Genomic DNA, 2,849 nt, shown 5'->3' with positions numbered 1-2,849 from the left:
CCCCCTCCGCCGGGGGGGCGGGGGCGCGGGGGGGCCCGGGGGGGGGTTGGGGGGGGGCGCCCCCCCCCCCCCGCCGGCCCCGCCGGCGTCCGGTCATCCGCGCGATTCCGCGCGGCCCGCGTTTTCCTACCGTTTCCGGTACCGGTCAACGAATGCGACCAGGAGAGGTCTTGCGACGATCATGAGCTCCGACATTCTGGATGCCGCGACGCCCTCCGGGAGCGACGGGCCCTCCGACCGCGAGGGGCGGGCCACGGCCCGGGCGCAGCGGACGGTGCTGGCGCGCGCGCTGCGCAACGCCAGCTACGAGATCCTGCCGTTCAAGAACACCGAGGAGTCGGTGCTCGCCCACGTCCCCAAGGACGTCGCGCTGACGGTCACCACCACCGAGGCCCGCGGCCTGGACCGCACGCTGGAGCTGACCGAGCGCCTCAGCGGGCACGGCTACGCCACCGCGCCGCACCTGGCCGCCCGGCTGGTCCGCGACGAGGCCCACCTGGTCGACATCGTCGCCCGGATGCGCGAGGCCGGCGTGGACAGCGTCTTCGTGATCGGCGGGGACGCGCCGGAGGCGGCCGGGGAGTTCCCCGACGCGCTGAGCCTGCTGCAGCGCCTGGACGCCGTCGGCCACCCGTTCCGCACGGTGGGCATCGGCGGCTACCCCGAGGGGCACGGCACGATCTCCGACGAGCTGATCGAGAAGGCGCTGCGGGACAAGGCACCGCACGCCACCCAGCTCGTGACCCAGCTCTGCTTCGACGCGGGCACCATCCTGCGCTGGGCCCGCCGGGTGCGCGCGGACGGCGTCGCGACACCGATCCGGGTCGGCATCCCGGGCGTGGTCAGCCGCCAGAAGCTGGTGCGCATCGCGGCCGGGCTCGGCCTCGGGCCGTCGGCGCGGTTCCTGGCCAAGCAGCAGAACATGCTGTGGCGGTTCTTCCTGCCCGGCGGCTACAACCCCAAGCGGCTGGTCGAGGCCCTGGCCCCGCAGCTGGGCGGCGCCGACCACGGCATCGAGGGCTTCCACGTGTTCACGTTCAACGAGCTGGAGAAGACCGAGGCCTGGCGCCGCGACCGGATCGCCCGGCTCTCCTCCTGAACCCCCGGCCACGGCCCCCGCTGCTCCGGCAGCGGGGGCCGTTCGCGTTCCCATCGCGCCCGGCGCGGGCCGCTACGTCATATGACGCGGGCACCACCGTCGCGCACGGCGGGGATGGTCACGCCATTGCCCGGTGTCGGGTTCCACAACGCCTGCGTAACTTTTTGCCCGACGGCTGGTTCGTACCGGGCCGCCGACGAGGCCGGCACACCGCGCGGCGCCGCTGCGCGTCCCGGTACCGCAACGGAGAACGGGTGGGCACACATGAGCGCTAAGAGCCTCCAGGACGTGCTGGACAACGGGAGCAGCACGGTCGAGACCCTGCGGAACTCCCAACTCGGCGCCTACATCTACCCGGTGGTCCCCGCGGAGTTCACCAACTGGCGCCGCGAGGTCAACGCCTGGCGCGACTCGGCCGTGCTGTTCGACCAGTCCCACCACATGGCCAACCTGTGGCTCTCCGGGCCCGAGGCGCTCAAGCTGCTGTCCGACACCGGGATCAACAGCTTCGCCAACTTCCCGGTCGACAGCGCGAAGCAGTTCGTGCCGGTGGGTCCCGAGGGCGGCGTCATCGGCGACGGCATCCTGTTCCGGCTGGCCGAGGAGGAGTTCGTCTTCGTCGGGCGCGCCCCGGTGGCGAACTGGCTGCTGTTCAAGGGCGGCACCGGCTACAACGCGGAGGTCCGGCTGGACAACCGCTCGCCGATGCGCCCCTACGGCAAGGCCGTGACCCGCGACGTGTGGCGCTTCCAGATCCAGGGCCCGCGGGCCTGGGACGTGATCGAGAAGCTCAACGGCGGCACGGTCGAGCAGGTCAAGTTCTTCCGGATGGGCACGATGCGGATCGGCGGCCAGGAGGTCCGCACCCTGCGCCACGGCATGGCCGGCGCGCCGGGGCTGGAGATCTGGGGCCCCTACGAGTCCTACGACCAGGTGCGCGACACGATCCTGGAGGCCGGGCGCGAGTTCGGCCTGGAGCCGTGCGGCTCGCGGGCCTACGCCTGCAACACCCTGGAGTCGGGCTGGATCCCCTCGCCGCTGCCCGCCATCTACACCAGCGACGAGCTGCGGCCCTACCGCGAGTGGCTGGGCGCCGACAGCTACGAGGCGACCAACGCGATCGCCGGCAGCTTCGTCTCCGACGACATCAAGGACTACTACGTCAACCCGTGGGAGCTGGGCTACGGCTCGTTCGTGAAGTTCGACCACGACTTCGTCGGCCGCGACGCGCTGCAGGCCATCGCCGCGGACAAGGACAGCCAGCGCCGCAAGGTCACCCTGGCCTGGAACGCCGAGGACGTGGCGAAGCTGCTGGCCAACCCGGTCGCCGAGGACGGCCCGACCTACCAGTTCTTCGACCTGCCCAACGCCAACTACGGCTCGTCCAACTACGACGCCGTGCGCGACGCCAACGGCACCGTGGTCGGGCTGTCGATGTTCACCGGCTACAGCGCCAACGAGCGCAAGGTGCTCTCGCTGGGCACGGTGAACCCCGACGTCCCGATCGGCGCCGAGGTCACCGTCGTCTGGGGCGAGCCCGACGGCGGCTCCCGCAAGACCACCGTCCAGCCGCACGAGCAGCTGGAGGTCCGGGCCGTGGTCAGCCCGGCCCCGTACTCGACCGTCGTGCGCGAGAGCTACCAGCCCGGCTGGCGCAGCGCGGTCACCGTCTGAGACCCCGTCGGGGGGGGGGGGGGGGGGGGCGGCCCCCCCCCCCGCCCCCCCCCGCCCCCCCCCCGCCCCCCCCCCC

At 72.8% G+C, this 2,849-nt stretch carries 2 protein-coding genes; both read left to right on the top strand.

Annotated features, from left to right (window positions below):
- The first annotated feature begins 181 nt into the window (after positions 1 to 181).
- The gene (locus KDL28_RS13855; RefSeq protein ID WP_252438526.1) at positions 182 to 1,099 is read left to right on the top strand and encodes a methylenetetrahydrofolate reductase; all 918 of its coding nucleotides are present in this window, start codon (positions 182 to 184) and stop codon (positions 1,097 to 1,099) included.
- 264 nt (positions 1,100 to 1,363) lie between these two features.
- A complete protein-coding gene (ligM, locus tag KDL28_RS13850) occupies positions 1,364 to 2,773 on the top strand; it encodes a vanillate/3-O-methylgallate O-demethylase (RefSeq protein ID WP_252438524.1) in 1,410 nt (469 codons plus the stop codon).
- The last annotated feature ends 76 nt before the right edge of the window (positions 2,774 to 2,849 follow it).

This window comes from Pseudonocardia humida (assembly GCF_023898865.1).
Taxonomy (GTDB): Bacteria; Actinomycetota; Actinomycetes; order Mycobacteriales; family Pseudonocardiaceae; genus Pseudonocardia; species Pseudonocardia humida.
The sequence above is the reverse complement of the archived record's forward strand: the minus strand, read 5'-3'. Positions and strand labels throughout refer to the sequence as shown.